This window comes from Winogradskyella endarachnes (genome assembly GCF_009741275.1).
Taxonomy (GTDB): Bacteria; Bacteroidota; Bacteroidia; order Flavobacteriales; family Flavobacteriaceae; genus Winogradskyella; species Winogradskyella endarachnes.
In genome coordinates, this window is record NZ_WOWS01000001.1 from 497600 (window position 1) to 523930 (window position 26331).

Genomic DNA, 26331 nt, shown 5'->3' on the forward strand with positions numbered 1-26331 from the left:
TTTCTATTTTAATTTTCGTTCTTATTATTAAATTGTCATTATATCTGAAACTCTTAAAAGTTCCATATTAATTTTTGATTTACCTTTTACAGCTTGGTCAAATGGTGTTAACTCCATAACATCATTTTTAATACCAACCATATAATTGCTTTTACCGGTAATTAAACTTTCTATTGCTTTTACACCCATTCTACTGGCCAATACGCGATCAAAACAAGACGGTGAACCACCTCGTTGCATATGTCCTAAAACGGATACTCTTACGTCGTAATCTTCCATATTTTGATCTACGTAATCCTTAAGTTCAAAAACACTTTTACCTATTTTATCACCTTCTGCTACTACTACGATACTAGAAGACTTTCCTGATTTCTTACTTCTACGTAATGATTCTACTAATCTATCTAATCCTAAATCTTCTTCTGGTATTAAAATTTCCTCTGCACCACCAGCAATACCAACATTTAGAGCTATATGCCCTACATCTCTACCCATTACTTCTACAAAGAACAAGCGATTATGAGAACTTGCCGTATCTCTAATTTTATCAATAGCATCTACCACTGTATTTAAAGCTGTATCGTAACCCAATGTATGTGATGTACCATAAATGTCATTATCAATTGTACCAGGAATTCCCATCACCGGGAAATTAAATTCTTGATTAAAAATCATTGCACCAGTAAAACTTCCGTCTCCACCAATAACAACAAAAGCATCAATACCTGCTTTTAATAATTGTTCGTGAGCTTTTATTCTACCTTCTTTAGTTCTAAATTTGGTTGAACGTGCAGATTTTAACATTGTGCCGCCTTTATTAATAATACCTTTTACACTACGAGCATCCATTTCTACAAAGTCACCTTCTATCATCCCTTCGTAACCTCTATAAATACCGTAACATTTTATATCGTGAAAAGCACAAGTTCTTACTACAGATCTTATTGCAGCATTCATTCCTGGAGCGTCTCCTCCAGATGTTAAAACACCTATTTTTTTAATTGTTTGTAGCATTTCCATATTTTGTTTACAGTAAAATTAGTAAACATTACACAGAAATATGTGACTATTATCATAAATATTTGTTGAAAAAACAATTCAAACGTTTTCGTTAATAAATATATTTAAAAAACAAAGAATATTGAGTTAATTAGACTTTGTTTTTGCCTTTTTTTCTTTAACTGTCATGAAATTTGGCATAAAATCACTGTCATTATTAGCTTCTTTTTGAGACTGCTTTTTAGTAAATTTTTCTTGTTTGTTTTTTCCAGAAAATAGTTTCTGAAGTAATTCTTTAAACGTATCAAATTCTACATTATAAGATAAACCCACACCTTGCGTGTAACCTATTTCATCTCCAAGATTTACAATACTATTTTCCCTATTAAATACTTTAGCTCTTAACGTACCATCTTCATTAAGTAAAAAATCTATTTGTACATTTCCACTAATTACAGTTTGACTAGCACTACCAAATGGTACACCTACTTTACCATTAACCAATATTTTATCGTTAATTTTAGTTTGAAGTGTAACGCCAAATTTATTATCTGTTTGCAAGTCTGGTGTGTCTTGCCCAAGTTCTAAATCGAAACCAACATCTAAATTTCCGTTGTTTGTACCAAATAAATTATTTACAATACCTGTAAGACGCTCCGAGATTGTACCTGTAAAATTGGCACCTTCTATACCATTAGAGAAACCACCTGTTGCTAAAAATATTAAGGCTTGATTGTCTTTTTCTTCTTTAGAAGATAACCTGTAGTCTAACTCTGATTTTACTGTAGAACTTACGCCAGGAAACCTAAAATCAAAAGTTGGCTCTGGTTGTTCTAACTGACCTGTTAAATGTATTTCTACATCAACATCTATACTTTGCGTTATAGGATTGTCTAATAATACAGAAGGATTAGCACTACCAGAATATACAGCTTTTAGGTTTAACTCTGCTCCTAAAGGGTCACCTTGCCAAACAATATTTCCGCCTTCTTCAACCTTAAATTTCTTTTCTACAAAACCACCATACTTAAAGTTATAAAACCCTTCGTATACTGTAAAATCACCAAACATATTAAATGTACCATTAGTATTAATAAAAAAGTTTAATGTTCCTTCTCCCTTTCCTTTAATTGTACTACCAGCTTCTTTATCTATTACTATTTCTATTGTGGCATTTTGATTAACATTTAAATCAAAATCTAAGATTAAACCTTTTACTTCAATCTGTTCTGAAATTTCACCTTTTACTTTTGCTTGTTTTTCATTTGGACTTAAAAAATTAATAAATGTATTATCGCCAAAACTTTCTGCATCATTAAGTGGAATAAAGAATTCTGTACCTGCTTCTGTTCTTCCATTATTAACTTCAATCACCAATTGCTCAGTTGGTCCTTTTATCTCTGCTGTACCAGAAATAAAACCTGTACCATAGTACAGCTCGTCTACAGACTCTTCAGTATTTAAAACGAGTAATCGGTTAGTATTAAGTCTTAATCCTAACCTCCAATTTAAAAAATTATAATGTTCTATAAATCCATTTAAATTTCCTTTAGAGAAATATTTAGAATCTGTCATTGCCACATTCTTAAATATAAATTGCTGTCCTTTTAATTCAACTTTAGAATCGAAATCAAAACCATAATCTACGTTTAAATACGGAATAGACAAACCTGCTCTATCTAATAGTAGCTCTCCATCAATACTTGGTTTGTTTAAACTTCCACTAACTTTAGCACTACCTGATACTAATCCTCTTATGTTATTTATTACTCCTTCTCCTAGCGGATTTAAAGGATCTAATAAAAATTCCTCAAAATCGACGTCTAAATTAATGGTAGGATTATTTGCCGAGACATCAATTGTTCCTTTTGCTGCTAAAGATTTTAAGTTATCATTGATTAGCGACATATCAACGTAGTAGTCTGTTATGGAATTATTACCTTCTATGTTTGCTTTTAGTTTGCCTAAGTCATAGTTGTTTACAAAAAGGTCACTAATTTCTACGTTAGATTTTGGTAAGTAGATACCATCGTTTTGAGAAACCTCTAGCTTACCATTAACCAAACCTTTTAAGTCTAAACTATCAATACGAGGTGTAATTTTTACGAGTTCTACATCTTTAAAATCAACATTAAATCTTTTATTAATTGAATCTGATATTTTACCAGAAACTAAAATTTCTTCATCGCCCTGGGTGATACTAATAGGAAGAATATCAAATGCTTTTAGATTTCTGTTAAAACGAATTTTATTGAGCGTATCTTTTTTAGAATTTAAGAGCCAATTGTAACCTTTGAATTTAACATCAGATTTTCTAATACCAACCACAGACTGGTTATTTTTATCTATGGTATAAAACAAGTTTAAATTGTAGTTATCTGTATTATTGTTACCTCCTTTAAATTCAGATTTAACTAAAAGTGTATCTCGCTTAGTAACATTAATTAAATTAAATTGTGAAGCATTGTAGACTCCTGTACCAATGCTATCTACTTCTATAAAGGTATTGTATAATGGGTTACTATTGTCAATGTTTAAGTTTATTTGATTTGCAAAATAGTTCTTAAACTTAATCTCAGGCGAGTTAAAGGTAAGTTCAAAACCTTTTGCATCTGTTTCAATTCTACCTTTTATAAAAGTATCTTTACCTAATATTAATTCTTTATAAAATACGGTTGCTATTTTAGAGTATATATTAAAGTTGAAGTTAAGATATTGTCCTTCTTCTAAAATATTGGGCACATAATTAGTATATATACTTCCTATTGAATTTTCTATTAATCCAGGCACATCTGCAATATTAAATTGCCCTGTTATTTTCCCATTAATAATATCTGGTGAGTTAATGGACAAAGTACGCTCTTTACCTTCAAATGAAGAAACAATATCAAAATCTTTAAAATCGTAGCTGTTATCTTGATTTTTATACGTCGTATTCTTAATATTTATAGCACCTTCTGCATTATCAAAGGTAGAACCTGTACCATTCATAGTTACTAAACCTCTAAATTCTGAAATTTCATCTCGTGTAACAAAATTTAATTCATTAAGATTAGCATAACCAACTTTAGCCTTAAAATCGAATTTTTTAATATCCTCTGAAAAATCTACTAAACCATTAAAGTTTAGCTGCAGGTTTAAATCTTCAACATTTAAAACTCCATTAAATATTTTATTTCCTAAATCACCTGAAAGTTCAATATCTCTATAGGTATAACCATTATATTTTAAAGTAGTTACGGCACCTTTTACATCAGTTCTAAGATTATCTATGGTAAACCCTTTACCATCTACATCTAGATTTAAAGTTGTTGTTTCTACTAATGGATCATCAATTAATTTTCCAATATCAAAATCGTTTAAAATTATATTTCCTATATAATTAGCGTCATCTATATTGTCAATATTAGTAAGTTGCAAATCAGATTTTATAAAGCCTAAATCTGTATCTATTTCTATATCGCCCTCAACGGATTTAGCTGTAATAAACGTTGTGCCTGTAATATTAAAATTTCCAACCTTTGAAATTACACTAGGAATAGAATTACCTAATAGCCTTGGTAATAACGCTGTTAAATCTCTATAATTTGAAGCTAAATTTTTAAAATCGCCTTGTAAAGCAAAACTATCATCTTCTCTGCTAAATAAGTTTTTAAAACTTATATCACCAATTATCCGTGTATTTGTTGTTGTACTAACATTTAAGTTGGTGGCTACTAAATCATTTAAAGTCCCTGATAAGTCTGCATTAAAACTAGCTTGTTGATTTGTACCAAATTCATCAAAAAAAGCATTAAGTTCTGTTAACGATATATTAGAATCCCTAAAACTTGCAACGACATTAACTTTGTCTTTAAAGTATTTTAAATCTTCACGCTTATAATTAAATCTTAAATCGCCTTTAAGTTCTGATGCTTCTGTTTGAATGTTTAAATCTCCAAAGGTCATGTGATCTAAGGTATATTCAAAATTTGACATTAAATTCTTAACAGCGATACCTCTACTATCTCTAAAACTAAATTTATTAATACGAGTACTAACTTCAGGACCATTAATTAAAAAGTTGGTTGCATTAGCATTTAATTCAGTAAATTTAAAAACATCTGGCGTTTCTAAATTTTCATCTGTTAATTTAAAAATACCATCTTCTATAGATAAATCACTCGATGAGAATAAAAATTCACTAGGTCCAACTCGTGGGTTATCACTATCAAACTTTGCAACAAAAATATCTAAATTGGTATCTGTTTCACCTTTATAAGTTTTTAGGTTAAAAATTAAATTTTGAACATCAATATCTCCAAAATTCAGTTTTGTATTAATTAAGTTTCTAAAACTTATAATAGAACTATTAAGTTCACCAACACTAATTAACGTATCTTTTTTATAATCTCTAATTAAGATTTCTTTTAACTCTACATCACCATTTAGCTGTAAACCAACTCTACCAACGTTGATATCGGTTTTAAAATCATTATTTAGTCTATCGGTAACATATCTTCCTAATCTGGTTTGTACAGCAGGTATAGAAAGAATCAAAAACAAAATGAAAAATAGTAGCAAGATTATTGCTACTATTTTACCTAATATTTTGAGTATCTGTTTGATAAATTTATTGTCTTTAAATGTTTTAAAACTTTTTACCTTTGCCCTAACAATACATTGTTAAACCTAATGCCGGACTTTAACTTGTAAAATTAACAATTATTGTGCCTAATATCGACTATGGAAAAAGAAAATATTTACATCCTTGGAATAGAATCTTCTTGCGATGACACATCTGCTGCAATATTATGTAACAACCGCATTTTAAGTAATGTAGTTGCAGACCAAAAAATACATGCAGAATATGGTGGTGTTGTACCAGAACTGGCCTCTCGTGCACATCAACAAAATATTGTACCTGTAGTGCACCAAGCGATTGAAAAAGCCGGAATTAAAAAGGAACAACTTAGCGCTGTAGCTTTTACACGTGGTCCTGGTTTAATGGGTTCTTTGTTAGTTGGTACATCTTTTGCAAAATCCTTGGCTTATGGTTTAGATATTCCACTTATTGATGTTAACCATATGCAAGCGCATATTTTAGCTCATTTTATAGATGAAGACAACCATAAAAAACCACCATTTCCATTTTTAGCAATGACCATTTCTGGAGGTCATACACAAATTGTAAAAGTAACGAGTCATTTTAATATGGAAGTTTTAGGTGAAACCATAGATGATGCGGTTGGTGAAGCTTATGACAAAAGCGGAAAAGTTTTAGGTTTAGGTTATCCTGCTGGTCCAGAAATAGACCGTAGAGCGCAAATTGGTAATCCCAAAGCATTTCAATTTACAAAACCAAAAGTGGATGGATTAAACTTTAGTTTTTCAGGATTAAAAACCAACATTCTTTATTTTGTACAACGAGAAGTAAAAGCAAACCCTAATTTTATTGAAGACAATCTCAATGATATATGCGCTTCAATTCAATATACCATAATAGGCATTTTAATGGCAAAATTAAAACTAGCGGTAAAACAAACAGGTATAAATCATATTGCTATTGGTGGAGGCGTTTCGGCTAATTCTGGAATTAGAAAAGCATTAAAAGATGCTGAAGACAAGTTTGGATGGACCAGCTATATCCCAAAATTTGAGTATACAACAGATAACGCTGCAATGATTGCTATTGTTGGTTATTTAAAATATTTAGAAAGAGATTTCTCTGGTTTTGATGTTATGGCCACGGCTAGATTAAAGATTTAGTCTACTTTTTAAATTTAAATTCTTTTAATAAAGAATTTCGTCTCATTTAGTGTTAAATAACATGTTCAATATCTAAATTGTTAACACATCTGTTAATATCTTTATGACTTTACTTTTATGGTGTTTTAATATTTAGTTGTTTTGTAATACCTAAATCAAAACCTAAATAACCATGAAGTATTTATTATCAATTTTCTTATTAATTCCTATCATTAGTTTTTCTCAAGATTCATTAGAACAGCAATTAGATTCAATATCTAGTTCTGAGGAAGCGACAACATTCTTAAAAGAAAAGAAACCTAAAAACGGTAAACTTTTCACTTTTAATAAAGCTAAACATAAAACCAGATTAGCTAACGATTTATTCAATTTAGCCAAAGGGGGAAAAAAAGTAATAAAAACTGACTTTAAAAAAACCTACTACAAAGTTATTGATAAGTCTGAAGTGATGTATTCTAAATTTAATATCATTGTTTTTAATGCTTCAAAAACGTCTATAGAAGATGTTATTGAACAACGAAATAAAGTATTAGCAAAGTACAACGAAGGCTATAGATTTAAAGACTTAGCAAAGCATTACTCCTTTGGACCTACTGCTAAAATGGGTGGCGATACTGGCTGGATAAAAGCAGGTGATATGTCCAAAGCTTTTGATAGTGTTGCCTTTGAAGAAAAACATCCTTTAAATGAAGTTTTTACTGTAGATGACACGGAAAATAACATGTACTATCTTGTAGTGAAAACGGAAGTAAAAACGCCTATTGAAGAAATTACAGTTTTAAAATTTTCTGAAGACTTAGATTAGCAATGCAACTATTTTATAATTCAAATATTTCTGAAAACGATTTAACTTTTAAATTCGATAAAGACGAGAGCAAACACATTGCTAAAGTTTTAAGAAAAAAAGAAGGAGACCTCTTAAATATAACTAACGGAAAAGGTTGGTTATTTACTGCAGAAATAACTACTGCAGAACAGAAAAACTGTGTTGTTTCTATAACATCTAAAAGGCCACAGCCTAAACGTAAATATAATTTACATTTAGCAGTTGCACCAACAAAAATGAATGATAGGTACGAGTGGTTTTTAGAAAAAGCTACTGAAATTGGCATTGAAACTATTACTCCTATTATCTGCGACCATAGCGAACGTAAAGTTGTAAAAACAGAACGCTTTGAAAAAATTATTCAGTCTGCAATGAAGCAATCGCTACAATGTTACTTACCTAAGTTAAATACACCAATTACATTTAAAGAATTTATAAAACAAGACTTTAACAATCAAATATTTATTGCACATTGTGAAGAAACAGATAAAAAATCGTTAAAATCTCAATTACAAGCAAATAAAGATTGTACCATTTTAATAGGACCAGAAGGCGACTTTAGCGTTAAAGAAATTGAAATTGCCTTGCAACACAACTTTATTCCTGTAACTTTGGGAGAGACACGTTTAAGGACAGAAACGGCTGCTATTGCTGCTTGTCACTCTGTTGCGTTTTTAAATGAATAAGCAAATGAAATTTATAGTTACCTTATATTTTACACTTTTTAACCTCTTTATATTTTCTCAAGATATTGCTATCTTAAAATATAAAGGAGGTGGTGATTGGTACAGTAATCCCACAGCATTACCTAATTTAGTAAAATATTGTAACAATAATATTGATACTAGTATAAATGAAAATATTCAAACTGTAGAAGTTGGAAGTACAGATATTTTTCAGTTTCCGTTTTTACATATGACAGGTCACGGCAATGTATTTTTTAGTGAAGATGATGCCGAAAATTTAAGAAATTATCTTATTTCGGGTGGATTTCTTCACATAGACGACAACTATGGCATGGAACCTTACATTACTAAAGAACTAAAAAAGGTTTTCCCTAACAGTGAATTAGTAGAAATCCCTAAAGATCATGACATATTTAAAGCTGCGTATGAGTTTTCTAACGGACTTCCTAAAATACATGAGCACGACGGAAAAGCACCTCAGGCTTTCGGAATTTTTGTAGAAAACAGGCTCGTTTTATTATTTACCTTTGAGAGTGATTTAGGTGATGGATGGGAAGATCAAGAAGTACACAATGACCCAGAAGATGTTAGAGAAAAAGCTCTAAAAATGGGTGCCAACATTATAAAATATGCTTTTGAGAATTAAAAACTAAAATTGAAACCTGAAAAATGAAATTAAGTTACCGTTGTAGTTCTTGCAAAAAAGACAATTCCATCAAAACAAAAGCTACAGATAGATATGGTTTATTAATGGAAACAGGAACAAACGAATTTAAACATCGTTGTAAGCATTGTGGTAACATTACTAAAAAACATATTAATCGTTTATATGCAGAGGATAATTACACCTATGTTTTGGCAGGATTAGTACTTGCGGTAATAGCCACTTATTTTATGTGGGATTTTGGATTTATATCAACATTAACTGGATCCATACCTATTTGGTTTTGGACAGAAATGAAAAAGAAATCGAGTAATTTTAATAGAACAATGGTCGACTAAACAGACACCATAAACGTCATATATTTTTTTAGAAACACATTGAGTCAACTTACCCACTACAACACCAATTTTAAAAAACAAAAACATGCCATTACAGTTGTATGCGATAATGTAACTAATGCGCCAAATATTGGTAGTTTATTCAGGATTGCAGACGCTTTTGGTGTAGAAGAACTCATTTTTTGTGGTACCAATATCTCTATTGGCAAACGTATAACAAGAACATCGCGCTCTACTGAAAAATACGTTTCCTATAGTATTTCAGAACAAATAGAATCTGAAATTGAAGCGCTAAAATCTAAAAACTATTATCTTATTGCCTTAGAAATCACAGAAAACAGCCAACCTTTAACAACATTTAAATTAGACACTAATCAACCCATAGCATTGATTTTAGGTGATGAAAATTTTGGAGTTTCAGAAGCTATTTTAAACCAAGTGGATAGTGTGGTGCATATTAATATGTTTGGTAATAATAGTAGTATGAATGTGGTACAAGCGACTAGCATTGCCCTATACGAAATAACAAAACAACTTAATTCTTAAATTTGTCGTGCTGAATTTAATTCAGCATCTTTGAGTAAATAAACAAACAGAAATGAATTCAAAAACTTTAGCCAATGGCATTTTAAGAGCATTAGGTATAATTTTGGCAATTGCTTTAGTTTTATATTTTCTTTTTAAAATACAATCCGTAATAATTTATATAGCTATTGCTGCTGTTATTTCACTTATTGGCAGACCAATTATCCTTTTTTTTAGACGTAAATTAAAATTTAACAACACCTTATCTGTTGTTGTTACCATGGTATTACTTTTAGGCTTATTAGTTGGTTTAGTTGGCTTGTTTATTCCACTTATTGTAGAACAAGGTCATAATTTATCGCTTTTAAATATTGAACAATTACAAGTTAATGTAGAAGATTTATACAATCAAATCATAACCTATTTTGAGTTTAATAATATAGATGTTGAGCAATCTATTAAAGAGTCTAATGTACTTTCAAAATTAGACTTTGCAATTATTCCAGATTTCTTAAACAGCTTTATTAGTGGTTTAGGTAGTTTTAGTATTGGTTTATTTTCCGTGTTATTTATATCCTTTTTCTTTTTAAAAGACAGTAAATTGTTTGAAGATGGTATAATGATATTTGTGCCTAGCGGAAATGAAGAACGCTCAAAACGTTCTATAAATACTATAAAAGATTTATTGTCGCGCTACTTTGTTGGGTTAATATTTCAAATTTTAATATTGTTCATAATTTACACTATTATCCTATTAATCTTCGGAATAGATAACGCTATAGTAATTGCATTTTTATGTGCACTTCTTAATCTTGTACCTTACGTTGGTCCTTTAGTAAGTGGCTTTTTAATGTTGCTTCTTAGTATGTCTAGTAATTTAGGAGAGAGTTTTAGCGACGTTATTTTACCCAAAACAACTTATGTAATGATTGGTTTTATCATTGCTCAATTGGTAGATAACTTTTTTAGCCAACCGTATATCTTTTCAAAAAGTGTAAAATCCCATCCTTTAGAAATTTTTTTAGTTATAATTATAGCAGGAATTTTATTTGGTATTGTAGGGATGATTGTCGCTGTCCCAACATATACGGCTATTAAAGTAATTTTGAAGGAATTTTTATCTGAATATAAAATTGTAAAAAAGTTTACAAAAGGCATTTAATTCAATTTGAATCACACTATTTTAAATACTGAAATTCAAGAATTTATAAATGAAAATTTAAATTCTGACACCTCTAAATTAATATTAAAAGGAATTCCTTTTAAGAATATCGATTCAAAACTTATTATTGAACAAATTGAAGCTAAAAAAAAATGCACAAAAAAACTACCAACATGGTTTAACGCCAAAAACATATACTATCCAAATAAATTAAATATTGAACAAACCTCTTCTGAGACTACTGCAAAATATAAAGCCAGTTTAGTTTCTGGCAAAAACTTAATTGATCTTACAGGTGGTTTTGGTGTAGATACTTATTATTTTTCAAAACAAATTGAAAAGGTTACACATTGTGAAATTAATACAAATTTATCACAAATGGTTCGGCACAATTTTAAGGCGTTAAATATTTCAAATATTAATTGCTTAAATGATAATGGCATTGAAGAATTAATAAAAAATGATAAAACTTTTGATTGGATTTATATAGACCCTTCCCGAAGAGATCAATTAAAAAAGAAAGTATTTTTATTATCTGATTGTACGCCAGATATTAAAAAACAACAAAAATTACTACTTATGCGTGCTAATAACGTAATGATTAAAACATCTCCATTATTAGATTTAACAGCTACGCTTAAAGATTTAAATTACGTACGAGAAATCCATATTGTAGCCAGTAATAATGAGGTGAAGGAATTATTATGGATTTTAGAAAAAAATTATAAAGGAAAAGTAAACGTAAAAACTGTGAATTTCAATAATAAAGATTCACAGTTTTTTGAATATATTTTTGAAGAAGAACAGCAAGCAACAGCAAGCTATAACTTACCGCTAACCTATTTATATGAGCCCAATACCGCTGTACTTAAATCTGGTGGGTTCATCTCAGTAAGTTATAAATTAAACATTTATAAACTTCACCAACATTCGCATCTATATACCTCAAATAATTTATTAGAATTTCCAGGTAGACGATTTAAAATAGAAAGCGTATTACCTTTCAATAAAAAAATTATTGCAAAAGAAAATATAAGCAAAGCCAATATCACTACTAGAAACTTCCCCGTATCTGTAAAAGAAATACGCAAGAAACTAAAGATTACAGATGGTGGTGAGATTTACCTGTTTTTTACAACAGATATTAACAACAACAAAACTGTAATCGTTTGCACTAAAGCACTATAGGTACGTACGATACAATCTGATTATTAGAATCTATTTCAATTTCAAATGCTGTGCAATTATCCATTTGCAATTGTACCTTATCATCACTTACATTTTGATCAGAACAATTTAAAGCAAATACATACTCGCCTTCATTAAAATTAGCCCAAGATGTAGTAGAATTTGGTGGGATATTAAAAATAGTAACTACAGGCGTAGCATCATTTTGCACAACCAATAAATCAAATGCAACAGTACCATTATTGATAACTCTTGTTTTTGGATCCTCATTATCACAAGGATTTAGTATAGAATCTATTGTGTAATCAACATCAGAAATACTCTCTGTATCAAAATCAGCATCAGAAGGAGTACATGCAGAAAATAATAAAATTAGACATAAAAATGCCTTTAACTTAAGTAGGTTTTTCATTTTTTATTTAGTTTTTGAAAAAAGCTTAAAAACTCAATTCATTTAATTTGGGATTGCAAATTTATAAAACAAAAAATATATCACCGACGAAAAGCTCTATATTTTCGACGAAATGCATGATTTTTGGAACAAAATGACAACTATTTCTTACTTTATCGGATAAAATTGCCGTTTATAAGTAAAAAAGAGTATTAACTATCAATGAGTTATAATGAAAATAGAAGATAAAAATAGGATTTTTACTACAAGAACGTCGTTTTAACATAGTTTGGTAGTAATTTAATAAAAACTAAATATTTATATAATTCAAGCTTTTTTTTTACCTATATCTCTGATAATAATTTGTTTATAAATAATAATTGAATTATGTGAAAATAATTTTATAAAAATGTTGTTTTCTTTAATATGAAGTACTACATTTGCATCCGCAATTTTAACGAATTACGTTCATTAATTTACTGGAGAGGTGCCTGAGTGGCCGAAAGGAGCGGTTTGCTAAATCGTCGTAGGTGGAAACACTTACCCAGGGTTCGAATCCCTGTCTCTCCGCAAAATTTACTGCAGTAATTGAGACTGTATGTATATTTTTTTAGACTATCACATTTCGGGGTGTAGCGTAGCCCGGTTATCGCGCCACGTTTGGGACGTGGAGGCCGCAGGTTCGAATCCTGCCACCCCGACTTTCATTGAAATTTTAGAGTTCACTCTAAATGGTCGCATAGCTCAGCTGGATAGAGCACCTGCCTTCTAAGCAGGCGGTCCTAGGTTCGAATCCTAGTGCGATCACAAAAAGCCTTAACTATTAAGTTAAGGCTTTTTTGTTTCTATAAATATGTTTTAAATAGTTCTATTCTGGATACTCTATTCTTAAATGGTAAATATTGGCTAATTTGTGCTTTAAAACCTTTTTAATGGATTGTATCTCTTTAAAGGTAATATCTGCATTTAAAAACTGCCCAGCCTCCATCTGTTTATTGATAATATTTTCTACAAATTCATTTATTTTAGTGCTTGTAGGTTCTTTTAAACTTTTTGATGCAGCTTCAACACTATCACACATCATTAATATAGCAGTTTCTTTGCTAAACGGTTTAGGGCCAGGGTACGTAAAGTCGGCAATATCTACTAATTCATTATTAACTTTCTCTTTTATGTAAAAATAGTATACTAAACTAGTACCATGGTGAGTTCTAATAAAGTCAATAACACGATCAGGTAATTTGTTCTTTTTTGCTATTTCTATTCCATTGAGGGTGTGTTCAATAATTATCTTAGCACTTTCCTTACTCGATAATTCATCATGAGGATTAATACCTGTACTTTGGTTTTCAGTAAAATATGTTGGATTTTTCATTTTACCAATATCATGATACAAAGCTCCTACTCGCACCAACATAGCATTAGCTCCTATTTCATTTGCTGATGCCTCCGCTAAATTTGCAACATTTAAGGAGTGATGAAATGTTCCCGGCGCTCTATTAGATAATTCTTTTAGCAGTTTAGTATTTGTATCTGAAAGTTCTAATAATGAGACATCCGAAACTAATCCAAATATTTTTTCATAGATATAGATTAAAGGCTGAACAAATAAAGTTGCGAGTCCACAAAGCACAAAAAGACCAAAAGTTTCCCATTTAATTCCTGTTAATTGTCCTTCATGTATTACAAAAAAGGCAAAGTAAGCAATTATATAAATGAAAGTAATTTGACCCACAGAAATAAATAAATTAGCCCTCTTATACAGTTCAGAAACTGTTAATATAGTTACCATACCTGCTATAATTTGTAGAAACATATATTCATAGCTATTAGGCACTATAAAACCTAACAGCAGAACAGTTAAAACATGAGCAAATAAACCTAACCTAGCATCAAAAAACGCTTTTAACACCAATGGTAAAATACATAAAGGCACTACGTATATATATTGTGAATTAAAATTAATTACTAATGTGGTAAGCAATATCATTAATGCGATATTGAAAAATATAAAGGTCACTTTAGTATTATCTAAGAAAACTTCAATTCTATATTTTTGTAGAAAAAGTAACAACATGAGCAATGCCAACGCCACCAACAAAGTGTATGCTACTAGAACCCAATTATAGTTTTTAGTGTTCCATACATGAGATTCATATTCAGATTTTAATGAGTTTAAAATATCATATTGATCCTCTTCTATAACCTGCCCTTTAGAAACGATTAATTGATCTTTTTCAATTTGACCTCTTGTTAAAGATATTTTAGATAACTCTTCTTCAAGAACTTTCTCAGTTAAACTTTTATTAAGACTTATATTTGGTTTAATGACATCGAAATAAATTGAAATCATTCGGTTTTTAGCATCTACAGATAGATTATTTGGTAACAGTTTTTCTATAAGTTGCCTTAAGTCTCCTAACTCATTTAAGCTGCCATATTGCAATTCATTTTGAACTTTATTAGAAATAACTAAAACCACATTTCTTTCGTTATTATAACTATATTCTAAATCTAATATACCAAGTTTATAAACTTTTTCAACAATAGATTTACCTTCCTTATAGAGATTAGAGTTTTTGATACTATAAGCACTAGAATCCTCAAAAACTTGTTTAAATCTATTAGAGTATTTAACCAAAACCTCACGCTCTACCTCTTTATTTACATCAAAATAAACTGGACTCTGAGATTCAATTTCAGCTTTCTCTTTCTCGATTTCCTCATTAGTTTTTTTTATAGCAAAATTAAAAGGTGCGTATAAATTTTCTGATTGCCATGGTTTACTCTTTTCAAAAGAGTATCTAAATTTTCCTGTTTTTGGAAATAGATAAACTATAAATAATGTTGTAACCAAATACAGCAATATTTTATAGCCTAAGGCATGATTTTTATACCATTTATTAAGGAATACATTCATATACAATCAAATGTAATAAATATTAAAATTTTAGACGGCTAATATCAATAATACATTCTAAAAACTCTTAAAAATTGTTTAATTTCGCACGAAACAACAACAATTATATTTATATGAACAAGGAAGTCGTTATCGTTTCTGCTGTAAGAACTCCTATTGGCAGTTTCTTAGGAAGTTTATCTTCTGTCTCTGCCCCAAATTTAGGTGCTGCTGCAATTAAAGGTGCATTAGATAAGATTAATTTGAAACCAGAATTGGTTAATGAGGTTATAATGGGTAATGTAGTTTCAGCTGGCACAGGTCAGGCACCTGCTAGACAAGCTGCAATATATGCAGGTTTACCAAATACAACACCTTGTACTACTATAAATAAAGTATGTGCTTCTGGTATGAAAGCTGTAATGCAAGCTACACAAGCTATTCAGCTAGGTGATGCTGATATTGTAGTTGCAGGAGGAATGGAAAATATGAGCTCTATACCACATTACTATCATGCTAGGAAAGCTACCAAATTTGGTCCTGCTACTCTCCAAGATGGTATGCAAAAAGATGGTCTTGTAGATGCTTACGATAATAATGCAATGGGTGTATGTGCTGACGCATGTGCTGCTGAATATAATTTTTCAAGAGAAGACCAAGATGCCTATGCTGTACAGTCATATGAACGCTCTAAAGCTGCTTGGGATTCTGGAAAATTTAAAGATGAAGTTATTTCTGTAGAAGTACCGCAACGAAGAGGAGAACCTATAATTGTGGATAAAGACGAAGAATATACTAATGTAAAAATGGATAAAATCCCAACTTTACGACCTGCCTTTACTAAAGATGGAACAGTTACAGCTGCCAATGCATCTACTATTAATGATGGAGCTGCAGCCTTAGTTTTAATGAGTAAGGAAAAAGCTAACCAACTTGGATTAACACCTATAGCAACAATAAAAGGCTATGCTGATGCAGCTCACGAACCAGAATGGTTTACTACTGCACCATCTAAAGCATTACCTAAAGCATTAGCTAAAGCCAATGTGGATATAAGTGACATTGACTTTTTTGAATTTAACGAAGCATTTTCTGTGGTAGGTTTAGCAAATATGAAAATCTTAGGTTTAAATGATAGCAATGTAAATGTTAATGGAGGCGCTGTTTCCTTAGGACATCCACTCGGTTGTTCTGGCGCAAGAATTTTAGTGACTTTAATTAACGTTTTACATCAAAATAATGCTAAATTGGGCGCAGCTGCTATTTGTAATGGTGGTGGTGGTGCTTCAGCACTAATATTAGAAAACGCTTAAAAAAAATTTATGCAATACGGCATTTGCAATCTTGGTATTGTACCTATACGATTAGAACCTAGTGACACCAGTGAAATGGTAACACAAGCATTGTATGGTGACTTTTTTAAAGTTTTAGAACAAAGAAAGAAATGGAGCCGTATTAGATTTTATTTTGATAATTACGAAGGTTGGATTGATAATAAACAATATCTTGAAATTGAAGAAAGTAATTATAGCCAACTTAAATCCGCGGATATTTATTTATCTAAAGATTTAATTGAATTTGTTTCAGATAACTTAAATAACCTTTACCCTATTCCGGTTGGATCTAATCTAAATGGCATAGATTTATTACAACATAAGTTTGAAGGCACTGCTGTAAATACCATAAGTGAAAAAGAAAACATAGTTAATACCTCTTTTCTATTTTTAAATGCACCATACCTTTGGGGTGGAAAATCTCCTTTTGGTATAGACTGCTCTGGCTTTACACAAATGGTATATAAATTAAATGGCTATAAACTACTTAGAGATGCTTCTCAACAGGCTACTCAAGGAGAAGCTCTTAGTTTTATAGAGGAAAGTGAACCTGGTGATTTAGCTTTTTTTGACAATGCAGAAGGTAACATAACACATGTTGGTATTATAATGAAAGACAATTATATAATACATGCTCATGGCAAAGTAAGGATTGACCGATTAGACCACAGTGGTATTTATAATACCGACAAAAAAACGCACACACATAAACTTAGAGTAATTAAAAAAATAGTATAAAAAAAGCGACTAAAAATTTAGTCGCTTTTTTTATTGTCTAAACTAAAACATTAATTTCCAGAAGCTGAAGCTTCTAAAGATTCGTATTTAGCTTTCATAGCCTTAAATTTATCTGTATCTCCAATTGCACTATATAAGTTCATTAAATTCTTGGCTGTATTAACAGTTTCATTTAAAGAAAGTGATTTTTCTAAATACGGAATAGCTTCATTGTAAAGATCATTTACTTTAGCCTTTAAAGTATCGTACTTATTATAATCAGGTTTACTACTATCTAAAATTGCATTCATTTCTTCAATGTATTTTGCTTCATCTGATAAAATTACAAATGCCATGTTTAAATAAGCATTATTATATGTAGGGTCTACATCAATAGCTTTTTGATAATATTTTTTTGCTTCCTCAGGATTGTCTGACTCACCTAATAAGGCACCTAAATTATATAAAAACTCTGCATTGCCATCTGCTTTAGCTGACGCTTCATCAATTAGTTCAGTAAATTTATCTTTGTTTCCTAATTTTAAATAGGTTTGCGCTTGCACAACAATAAGACCTAAATCATCTGGGTTTTCATCTCTAGCCTCAACAGTAGCTGCTAATGCTTTTTCACTTTCACCTTGATCAGCATAAATTAAAGCAATATTTTTTACAATTTCTGATCGTCTAGATTCAGTTTTCTCATCTCTAGGCTTAATGTGAGTTTTTAAAGTTTTTACAGCAAAATCTCTTCCAGATTTATCTGCATATAATTGTTCTTCACCAGATTCCTTTTCTGTAGCATAATGGTTCATTGTAATACCTGTATAACCAAGGTCTGCAAGTTCTATATAATATTTTAAAGCACCAGGATAATCATTAGCTCTTATTGAAGAATATGCTGCACTATATAAGTAAGACGTATCTTTTGGTGAAACTCTATAAATTTTCTCAAATCTACCAGCTGCTAATTTAAAATCATTGCTTTTAAAGGCATCATTAGCCTTTGTAATAAACGTATTGTACATCTCAGATTTCATTTCATTTGCTTGATCCGTGTACTTTAATTTACCCATAGAGGATTCTAAAGTTTTTAGATCATTTAAGGTTGCTATAGCCTTATCGATATCTGCATCAGTTCCTGCTCCATTAGCGTATAAGGATTTTGCTTTAAGGAAATAAAATTTTGCCTTTGACTTATCATCCATTTTGTCTATTAAGGCCTCAGCTGAAGCAACTGCAGATTTAGCATCCGAGAAATTTACATTTTTAAGTGCTTTTTCAACAGCTTTTAACTCATCTTTTTGAGCAAAAGACATTGAACTAATTGCTAATAAAAGCACTAATGTCGTTATTTTTTTCATCTTGTAATAAATAGTTTTTTTGTTAAATATTAGTTTTAGTTTTTAATTATCAATAGCCGTGCCATCTTCTTTTGGGTCTGTATTGTCAGATGACTTATCTTCTTTTACATCGCCTTCTATTAACTCAGCCTCTATATCTTCAATGTTCTCATCATCATCTTTCATCACTTTAGCCACGGCTGCAATAGAATCTTTTCCTTTTAGATTTATTAATTTCACACCTTGGGTTGCTCTACCCATAACGCGCAAATCTGCTACTGCCATTCTTATAGCAATTCCAGATTTATTTATAATCATTAAATCATCATCATCAGTAACGTTCTTAATAGATACTAAATTTCCGGTTTTCTCGGTAATAGATATTGTTTTTACACCTTTACCACCTCTATTTGTTATTCTGTAATCTTCTAAACTAGAGCGCTTTCCATACCCGTTTTCTGAAACCACCAAAATGTTACTGTCCATATCGTTTACAGCAATCATTCCTATAACTTCATCTGTTTTTTCATCTTGAAGTCTAATTCCTCTAACACCAGAAGCATTTCTACCCATAGGCCTTGTTTTTGCTTCTTCAAATCTAATGGCTTTACCAGATTTTAAAGCTAACATTACCTGGCTTTCGCCTGTAGTTAATTTAGCTTCTAATAACTCGTCATCTTCTTTAATGGTAATTGCATTAATACCGTTAGATCTAGGACGAGAATACTGTTCTAAAGACGTTTTCTTAACCTGACCTTGCTTTGTTGCCATTATTACATAATGACTATTAATGTAATCCTCATCCTTTAAATCTTGAGTACATATGAAAGCCATCACTTTATCGTCTTGCTCAATATTAATTAAATTCTGAATTGCTCTACCTTTTGATGTTTTAGATCCTTCAGGGATTTCATAAACACGCATCCAAAAACATTTTCCTTTTTGCGTAAAGAATAACATGTATTGATGATTAGTACCTACAAATAAATGCTCTAAGAAATCCTCATTACGTGTAGTAGAGGCCTTTTGTCCTACTCCTCCTCTATTTTGTGTTTTGTACTCTGTTAGTGACGTACGTTTAATATAACCAGCATGAGAAATTGTGATTACAACTTGTTCATCTGGAATCATATCTTCTATACTCAAATCTCCACCTGCATATTCTATAACAGAACGACGCTCATCACCATATTTATCTCTAACAACTTCAAGTTCTTCTTTTATAATATCCATACGACGTTCTTTCTTGTCTAAGATATCTTTAAGATCAATAATTGTTTTCATTATCTCATCGTACTCTGCACGTAACTTGTCTTGCTCTAAACCAGTTAATTGACGCAGACGCATCTCTACAATAGCTTTTGCCTGAATTTCTGAAAGTTTAAAACGCTCTATCAAATTATTACGAGCTTCTTCTGCGTTTGATGATGCTCGGATAATCTTTATAACCTCATCTATGTTATCTGATGCTATAATTAATCCTTCTAATATATGTGCACGTTCTTCAGCCTTACGTAATTCATAAGTTGTTCGTCTCACAACCACATCATGTCTGTGTTCAACAAAATGATGAATTAACTCTTTTAAGTTTAAAAGTTGAGGACGTCCATTTACTAGGGCAATATTATTTACACTAAAAGAAGATTGTAAAGCCGTATATTTAAATAGTTTATTGAGAACTATATTAGGTATAGCATCACGTTTTAATACATAAACTATACGCATTCCATTTCTATCAGACTCATCTCTAATAGAGGAAATTCCTTCAAGTTTTTTATCATTAATAAGGTCTGCTGTTTTCTTAATCATATCAGCCTTATTAACCTGATAAGGAATTTCAGTAACTATAATACATTCTCTTCCTTGAACTTCTTCAACTACAGCATTTCCACGCATTACTATACGCCCACGACCTGTATGGAAAGCTTCCTTTACACCGTCGTATCCATAAATTATTCCTCCCGTTGGAAAATCTGGTGCTTTTATATACTGTATTAATTCATCTATTTCAATGTCATTATTATTAATATAAGCAATAGTTCCGTTAACAACCTCTGTAAGATTGTGAGGAGGCATATTCGTTGCCATACCAACAGCAATACCAGATGCACCGTTTACCAATAAACCAGGAATACGTGTTGGTAATACAGTAGGTTCTTCTAAAGTATCGTCAAAATTTAATTTATGATCTACGGTTTCTTTATCAATATCTGCAAGCATTTCTTCAGATATCTTACGCATACGCGCTTCTGTGTAACGCATAGCAGCCGGACTATCACCATCTACAGAACCAAAATTTCCTTGGCCATCAATTAACATATATCGTAAGCTCCACTCCTGAGCCATACGAACCATTGTGTCATAAACTGAAGTATCACCATGTGGATGGTATTTTCCCAAAACCTCTCCTACAATTCTCGCGGATTTTTTATGTGCTCCACTAGATCTAACACCAAGTTCATGCATACCATAAAGTACACGTCTATGCACTGGTTTTAATCCATCTCTTACATCTGGTAACGCACGTGACACAATGACCGACATTGAATAGTCAATGTAGGCCGATTTCATTTCATCTTCTATGTTAATTGGAATGAGTTTTTCTCCTTCTGCCATATATAAAATTAATTAGTTTTTTTGTAATATTCAATAACATGCTAATATAACCAAAATACTACTGTTTCTAAACAAATCTAGCTTGGTTTTTAGGTTTTTTTATTAACAATATTTAATATCTTTTTAGTTAATAAATATCTCCTATTTTTCTTTGATTTAAAATGCTTTTTTACTCTCTTCGTTTAACTCATTACATAAAGATATAATTTAAGGTATGGTTTTTGCCTGTTACCTAATATGTTTTTATTATTTTTAAAGCAGAAAGGAATTTAGTATGGATGATAATTTTTCCCCAAGAGTTAAAGATGTTATTGCTTACAGCAAAGAAGAAGCTTTACGTTTAGGTCATGATTTTATTGGCACAGAGCATTTAATGCTTGGCTTATTAAGAGATGGTAACGGTAAAGCAATAGATATTTTAGGTGCGCTAGAGGTTGATCTTAATCACTTAAGACGCAAAGTAGAGATTTTAAGTCCTGCTAATCCTAACATAGTTACAACATCTAACGAAAAGAAGAACTTGCATTTAACAAGGCAAGCAGAGCGTGCATTAAAAACTACATTTTTAGAAGCAAAACTGTTTCAAAGCACCTCAATAAACACAGCACATTTATTATTGTGTATTTTAAGAAATGAAAATGATCCAACAACAAAGCTTCTTAATAAGCTTAAAGTGGATTATGATAACGTAAAAGAAGAATTTAAATCTATGGCAACGAGCGAAGATGATTATTTAGAAACTCCAAAAGCAGAGTCGTTTTCTGATGATGATATTAATGAAGATGAACAAGCTAAACAGAATCCGTTTGGAGGACAAGCAGGCAAAACTAACAAGAAATCAAAAACACCTGTATTAGACAATTTTGGAAGAGACTTAACTGTACTTGCAGAAGAAGGTAAATTAGATCCAGTTGTAGGTAGAGAGAAAGAAATACAACGTGTGTCTCAGATTTTAAGTAGACGAAAGAAAAACAACCCATTATTAATCGGTGAACCTGGTGTTGGTAAATCTGCTATCGCAGAAGGACTGGCACTTAGAATTGTAAAACGAAAAGTATCTCGTACATTATTTAATAAACGTGTGGTGACCTTAGATTTAGCAAGTTTAGTTGCCGGAACAAAATATAGAGGTCAGTTTGAAGAACGAATGAAAGCCGTTATGAACGAACTTGAAAAGAATGATGACATTATTCTTTTTATTGACGAAATTCATACCATTGTAGGTGCAGGTGGCGCAACCGGAAGTCTAGATGCTTCTAATATGTTTAAACCAGCTCTAGCAAGAGGTGAAATACAATGTATTGGTGCAACCACTTTAGATGAGTATAGACAATATATTGAAAAAGATGGCGCATTAGAACGTCGTTTTCAGAAAGTAATTGTTGAGCCAACTTCTGTAGAAGAAACTATAGAAATCCTTAACAACATAAAAGGAAAATACGAAGAACACCATAACGTTGACTACACCGATGAAGCTATTGAAGCCTGTGTAAAATTAACTAATCGTTATATGACCGAACGATTTTTACCAGACAAAGCTATAGATGCTTTAGATGAAGCTGGTTCTCGAGTTCATATTACTAATATTGATGTTCCTAAACAAATTATTGAACTAGAAAAGAAACTTGAAGAAGTTAAAGAAACTAAGAATAGTGTTGTTAAAAAGCAAAAATATGAAGAAGCTGCAAAACTAAGAGATGACGAAAAACGATTAGAAAAAGAGTTAGCAACAGCGCAAGAAAAATGGGAAGAAGAAACAAAACTTCATAAAGAAGTAGTAACAGAAGATAACGTCGCTGATGTTATTTCTATGATGACAGGTATACCTGTAAATAAGATTGCTCAAACCGAAATTAATAAACTAGCGCAATTACCAGATCTAATAAAAGGAAAGGTTATAGGGCAAGATCAAGCCGTTGCTAAAGTTGTTAAAGCTATACAAAGAAATAGAGCTGGACTTAAAGATCCAAATAAACCAATTGGTTCATTTATCTTTTTGGGTCAAACTGGCGTAGGTAAAACACAGCTGGCTAAAGTTTTAGCTCGCGAATTATTTGAGAGTGATGATTCTTTAGTTAGAATTGACATGAGTGAATACATGGAGAAATTCGCAATTTCTCGTTTAATTGGTGCACCTCCTGGATATGTAGGATATGAAGAAGGTGGGCAATTAACAGAAAAAATAAGACGCAAGCCTTATGCTGTAGTTTTATTAGACGAAATTGAAAAAGCACATCCAGATGTCTTTAATATGCTTTTACAAGTCTTAGATGATGGCTATTTAACAGATAGTTTAGGACGAAAAATAGATTTTAGAAATACTATAATTATAATGACATCTAATATTGGTGCCAGAAAACTTAAAGAATTTGGTACTGGTGTCGGTTTTGGAACTTCTGCCGCAATTGCCCAAGAATCTGATCATGCTAAAGGCGTAATAGAAAATGCTTTAAAGAAAGCATTTGCTCCAGAGTTTTTAAATAGAATTGATGATGTAATTGTATTTAATGCTTTAGAAAAAGAGGATATTAATAAAATTATTGATATTGAATTGGTTAAACTAATTGAAAGAATTAAAGGACTAGGATATTCATTAGAATTAACAGAGAAAGCTAAAGATTATATTGCAGAAAAAGGTTTTGATAAACAATATGGGGCAAGACCACTTAATAGAGCCATACAAAAATATGTTGAAGATGCTTTAGCCGAAGAAATTATTAATTCTAAAATTCATGAAGGAGATTCAATTCTAATTGATTTTAATGAAAACGATGACGACTTAAGCATACAAATAAAATCTTCTGAAAAAACAACAGAATCTTAAAATAAATCAGAACAAATTAAAAAACTCCTTTAAAATAAAGGAGTTTTTTTTATCTTTCTTTCCCTAACCAACCCTTAAAAATGAGAGATTTATTAACCTTTGACTTTTGTCAAATGGAAATATATGATAATCACATTATTACAACGATAAATGATGGAGAACATATAGTTGTAGAGCAACATAAAGTACTTTTAGATGTTGCACAAACGTATTTTAAAAACTCAAATTTTTTCTATTTATCAAATAGAATTAATTCTTATTCATTAGACCCTAAAGTTTACTACCAAGTTTCAAAAATTGAAAATTTAGTAGGTCTTGCTATAATTTCAGATAATAATAAAGCAATAGGAAATGCCCAAATAGAAAAACTATTTTACAATAAACCCTACAAAATATTTTCTAATATGAAAGAAGCTATTGAATGGGGAAATGATATAATAAACAACACATAATAAACAGAATCAATTTATTTCAAATTATAATGATTTAAAAACAACTCTTCAATTTCTATATCAACATCTTTTAAAAATTGAATTGAAGCCTGAATATCGTCGTGTAATACTTCATCAACTTTTATAAATGGAACTACTTTTCTGTATTGCTCTAAAAACGACTCTAATAAAGGTGACGTTTTTAAGGGTCTTCTAAATTCTATCGCTTGGGAAGCATTCATTAATTCAATAGCTATTATACGCTCTACATTTTTAACTAAAGTGTAAGCTTGTGTTGCTGAATTTGCACCCATACTAACGTGATCTTCTTGACCATTACTAGACACAATACTGTCTACACTGGCTGGTGTTGCTAATTGTTTGTTGGCACTTACAATACTTGCTGCTGTATACTGCGGAATCATAAAACCAGAATTTAAACCTGGATTGTCAACCAAAAAAGCTGGCAAACCTCTTAAACCAGATACTAATTGAAAAACTCTACGTTCAGAAATATTACCAATTTCTGCCATAGCAATTTTTAAGTAATCTAATGCTAAAGCTAATGGTTGACCATGAAAATTTCCTCCAGAAATAATCAAGTCTTCTTCATGAAAAATATTTGGGTTATCCGTAACTGAATTAATTTCAGTTAATATCACTTGCTCTACAAAATCTAATGTATCCTTTGTTGCACCATGTACTTGCGGAATACATCTAAATGAATACGGGTCTTGTACATGTTCTTTATCGCGAGAAATTAACTCACTTCCTTTTAAAAATTCATTAAAACGTCTTGCCACCTTTCGTTGACCTGGATGAGGTCTAACAGCATGGACTAAATCATGAAAAGGGTCCAAACGACCATCAAAAGCATCTAATGATATACTTGCTATAATATCTGCTAAATACGATGTTTTATGAGACAATAATAATAAATACACACCGTAAGCACTCATAAATTGTGTGCCATTTAGCAAAGCTAACCCCTCTTTTGCTTCTAAAGTAATTGGTTTCCAATTAAACTTTTCTAATATCACGGAAGCTTCAAAAACCTCATTATTATGCACTACTTTTCCCTTACCCAAAAGTGGAAGCGCCAAATGTGCTAATGGTGCTAAATCACCAGACGCACCAAGAGAACCTTGCGTATAAACAAATGGAAAAATATCATTATTAAAAAACTCAATAAGTCGTTCTACAGTTGCCAATTGCACACCACTATGACCATAACTTAACGACTGAATTTTCAATAAAAGCATAACTTTAACAACGGATTCTGGCACACGTTCACCTGTTCCACAAGCATGAGACATTACTAAATTCTCTTGTAACTGACTTAAATCTGAATCAGAAATTTTAACATTATACAAGGAACCAAACCCTGTATTAATACCATACATTGGTTTTTTGTTATTAGTGAGTTTATCATCTAAATAAGACTTACATTTCTTTATATTCTTAATAGAACCTTCAGAGAGTTTTAGCTTCTTATTTTTATAAAAAATATTATAAATAGTTACAATATCTAAAGCACCAGAAGAGATAACATGATAGTTGTTCATTAGTCGAAATATTTAGTATTCAAAATTGAGAATAATTTTGGAGATTACAAGGATTTGTTAATAATTCATTCCTACTTT

19 protein-coding genes and 3 tRNA genes are annotated in these 26331 nt (G+C 30.9%); 15 read left to right on the plus strand and 7 right to left on the minus strand.

Annotated features, from left to right (window positions below):
• Positions 1-27 precede the first annotated feature (27 nt).
• Positions 28-1014, minus strand: a complete 987-nt coding sequence (gene pfkA / locus GN138_RS02275; RefSeq protein ID WP_157362633.1) for a 6-phosphofructokinase — start codon at positions 1012-1014, stop codon at positions 28-30.
• A 132-nt stretch (positions 1015-1146) separates the two neighbouring features.
• Entirely contained in the window at positions 1147-5538 is a 4392-nt protein-coding gene (locus GN138_RS02280) for a translocation/assembly module TamB domain-containing protein (RefSeq protein ID WP_231743022.1), read from the minus strand.
• Positions 5539-5724: 186 nt separating this feature from the next.
• On the opposite strand from GN138_RS02280, the gene tsaD reads away from it, so the two are divergent.
• From tsaD to GN138_RS02320, 8 genes are all read left to right on the plus strand, one after another.
• The gene (gene tsaD, locus GN138_RS02285; protein ID WP_157361716.1) at positions 5725-6747 is read left to right on the plus strand and encodes a tRNA (adenosine(37)-N6)-threonylcarbamoyltransferase complex transferase subunit TsaD; all 1023 of its coding nucleotides are present in this window, start codon (positions 5725-5727) and stop codon (positions 6745-6747) included.
• A gap of 172 nt (positions 6748-6919) precedes the next feature.
• Positions 6920-7552, plus strand: coding sequence for a peptidylprolyl isomerase (locus tag GN138_RS02290; protein WP_157361718.1), 633 nt, complete (start codon positions 6920-6922; stop codon positions 7550-7552).
• A 2-nt stretch (positions 7553-7554) separates the two neighbouring features.
• Positions 7555-8259, plus strand: a complete 705-nt coding sequence (locus tag GN138_RS02295) for a 16S rRNA (uracil(1498)-N(3))-methyltransferase (RefSeq protein ID WP_157361720.1) — start codon at positions 7555-7557, stop codon at positions 8257-8259.
• A gap of 4 nt (positions 8260-8263) precedes the next feature.
• A complete protein-coding gene (locus GN138_RS02300) occupies positions 8264-8905 on the plus strand; it encodes a DUF4159 domain-containing protein (protein WP_157361722.1) in 642 nt (213 codons plus the stop codon).
• Between the two features lie 23 nt (positions 8906-8928).
• Positions 8929-9261: a hypothetical protein gene (locus GN138_RS02305; protein ID WP_157361724.1), complete on the plus strand. Its 333-nt coding sequence runs from the start codon at positions 8929-8931 to the stop codon at positions 9259-9261.
• A gap of 39 nt (positions 9262-9300) precedes the next feature.
• Positions 9301-9807, plus strand: a complete 507-nt coding sequence (locus tag GN138_RS02310; RefSeq protein ID WP_157361726.1) for a TrmH family RNA methyltransferase — start codon at positions 9301-9303, stop codon at positions 9805-9807.
• A gap of 52 nt (positions 9808-9859) precedes the next feature.
• Positions 9860-10948: an AI-2E family transporter gene (locus tag GN138_RS02315; protein ID WP_157361727.1), complete on the plus strand. Its 1089-nt coding sequence runs from the start codon at positions 9860-9862 to the stop codon at positions 10946-10948.
• A gap of 6 nt (positions 10949-10954) precedes the next feature.
• A complete protein-coding gene (locus GN138_RS02320) occupies positions 10955-12136 on the plus strand; it encodes a THUMP-like domain-containing protein (RefSeq protein WP_157361729.1) in 1182 nt (393 codons plus the stop codon).
• On the opposite strand, the gene GN138_RS02325 is transcribed toward GN138_RS02320, so the two are convergent.
• Positions 12123-12548 carry a hypothetical protein gene (locus GN138_RS02325; RefSeq protein WP_157361730.1) on the minus strand — a complete coding sequence of 142 codons (426 nt, stop codon included), beginning with the start codon at positions 12546-12548 and terminating at the stop codon, positions 12123-12125. The genes GN138_RS02320 and GN138_RS02325 overlap by 14 nt on opposite strands.
• 460 nt (positions 12549-13008) lie before the next feature.
• Here GN138_RS02325 and GN138_RS02330 point away from each other — a divergent pair.
• The 3 genes from GN138_RS02330 (at position 13009) to GN138_RS02340 (ending at position 13334) form a co-directional block, all read left to right on the plus strand.
• A tRNA-Ser gene (locus tag GN138_RS02330) sits at positions 13009-13097 on the plus strand.
• Between the two features lie 56 nt (positions 13098-13153).
• Positions 13154-13228 (plus strand) — tRNA-Pro (locus GN138_RS02335).
• Between the two features lie 32 nt (positions 13229-13260).
• Positions 13261-13334, plus strand: a tRNA-Arg gene (locus tag GN138_RS02340).
• A 61-nt stretch (positions 13335-13395) separates the two neighbouring features.
• On the opposite strand, the gene GN138_RS02345 is transcribed toward GN138_RS02340, so the two are convergent.
• Positions 13396-15447: an HD family phosphohydrolase gene (locus tag GN138_RS02345; protein WP_157361732.1), complete on the minus strand. Its 2052-nt coding sequence runs from the start codon at positions 15445-15447 to the stop codon at positions 13396-13398.
• A 113-nt stretch (positions 15448-15560) separates the two neighbouring features.
• Here GN138_RS02345 and GN138_RS02350 point away from each other — a divergent pair, with 113 nt between their 5' ends.
• Positions 15561-16739: an acetyl-CoA C-acyltransferase gene (locus GN138_RS02350; RefSeq protein ID WP_157361734.1), complete on the plus strand. Its 1179-nt coding sequence runs from the start codon at positions 15561-15563 to the stop codon at positions 16737-16739.
• A 9-nt stretch (positions 16740-16748) separates the two neighbouring features.
• Positions 16749-17498, plus strand: coding sequence for a C40 family peptidase (locus tag GN138_RS02355; RefSeq protein WP_157361736.1), 750 nt, complete (start codon positions 16749-16751; stop codon positions 17496-17498).
• Positions 17499-17548: 50 nt separating this feature from the next.
• Here the strand turns inward: GN138_RS02355 and GN138_RS02360 are convergent, their stop codons facing one another.
• Positions 17549-18838 (minus strand): tetratricopeptide repeat protein, encoded by a 1290-nt coding sequence (locus tag GN138_RS02360; RefSeq protein ID WP_157361738.1) that lies wholly within the window; start codon positions 18836-18838, stop codon positions 17549-17551.
• Positions 18839-18880: 42 nt separating this feature from the next.
• Entirely contained in the window at positions 18881-21433 is a 2553-nt protein-coding gene (gyrA, locus tag GN138_RS02365; RefSeq protein WP_157361740.1) for a DNA gyrase subunit A, read from the minus strand.
• A 274-nt stretch (positions 21434-21707) separates the two neighbouring features.
• On the opposite strand from gyrA, the gene GN138_RS02370 reads away from it, so the two are divergent.
• Both GN138_RS02370 and GN138_RS02375 read left to right on the plus strand, forming a co-directional pair.
• On the plus strand, positions 21708-24257 hold the full coding sequence (locus tag GN138_RS02370; RefSeq protein ID WP_157361742.1) for an ATP-dependent Clp protease ATP-binding subunit: 2550 nt from the start codon (positions 21708-21710) through the stop codon (positions 24255-24257).
• A gap of 80 nt (positions 24258-24337) precedes the next feature.
• Positions 24338-24709: a hypothetical protein gene (locus GN138_RS02375; protein WP_157361744.1), complete on the plus strand. Its 372-nt coding sequence runs from the start codon at positions 24338-24340 to the stop codon at positions 24707-24709.
• 14 nt (positions 24710-24723) lie between these two features.
• Here GN138_RS02375 and hutH read toward each other — a convergent pair whose 3' ends face one another.
• The gene (gene hutH / locus GN138_RS02380; protein WP_157361746.1) at positions 24724-26253 is read right to left on the minus strand and encodes a histidine ammonia-lyase; all 1530 of its coding nucleotides are present in this window, start codon (positions 26251-26253) and stop codon (positions 24724-24726) included.
• Positions 26254-26331 lie beyond the last annotated feature (78 nt).